This is a genomic window from Paenisporosarcina sp. P4_E4_2 (genome assembly GCF_056401595.1).
In genome coordinates, this window is the sequence record NZ_JBFUJC010000577.1 from 1 (window position 1) to 1,027 (window position 1,027).

Genomic DNA, 1,027 nt, shown 5'->3' on the forward strand with positions numbered 1-1,027 from the left:
AATTGGTTCCGTACACTTTTTCACCAGAAGCTGCAATTTGTGGTCCATAGGCTAAGGTAGGCACTCCCCACTGCCAAGTATTTTTGGTACCGGAGGAGATCCAACCATTTGGTTGAGATTCAAAATCTTGATWGTAACCGGTGCTGATTCYAGGTTTGACTGGTACTGTGTAATCGTCAGAAGTAACCACGTTTTKCCCATAGTCCRTGATGCGCCAATGATAGGTAAGGGTTGGGATCTGTACGACATCAGCCGGAATCACGGCTTGGTACGTTCCGCTCTTATAGTCACCTGCGGTACGAGTGGCCGCTACGGTTTGCCATTCGGCAGTTTCGCTTACACGGTATTGTAGCTCTACACTGTCTATCCTGACATTGTCTTGTACTTGAACAGTAAGAGGTAATGTTATAGTCGGATAAGTTTCAGTTGGAGCGGTATGCTGATAAGTTGGATTCTCAGTATCTTGACCTTCACGAACCACTTTTCCCTGAACTCGGCCTATTCCGCTGACAATGGAGGAGACAGCGTCATAGGCATTCACTTGGCCATGACCATAACCATTGTTTGGTGAAGTTGGATAGAGGGAGTCAGTTAATGGGATTGCCGTATCAAATAAAATTTGTTCCATTTCATCAACGGTAAGAGAGGCATTCGCCTGCTTCATCAAAGCAACAACCCCAGAAAGGTGTGGTGAAGCCATGTAAGTTCCATTCTGACCGATTCCATAGCTGCCACCTAGTACGGAAGAGCGAATGTTCGCACCTGGAGCAGAGATATCCGGCTTCCCTTCTCCATATGGCGAAGGACCGCGTGCGGAGAAAGAAACAATTCGATWATTATTATCCGTTGCGCCAACAGCGAACGATTCCGGATAGTTGGATGGGATGGAGATGCTTCTAGCACTCGGACCGTAATTTCCAGCAGCGAACGAAGGGAAAATTTCAGCTGCACGCCAGTTTTGAACCATCAGGCGATACCATTCATCGGTGCCTGGTGGGCGACCCCAGGAGTTGTTCACTACGTCAGG

The 1,027-nt window shown here is 47.9% G+C and carries 1 protein-coding gene; it reads right to left on the reverse strand.

Annotated elements, in window-relative coordinates; all coding sequences use genetic code 11:
- A partial coding sequence (locus tag AC1DSB_RS19855; protein ID WP_477587490.1) for a S8 family serine peptidase occupies nucleotides 1-1,027 on the reverse strand: 1,027 nt, incomplete at both ends.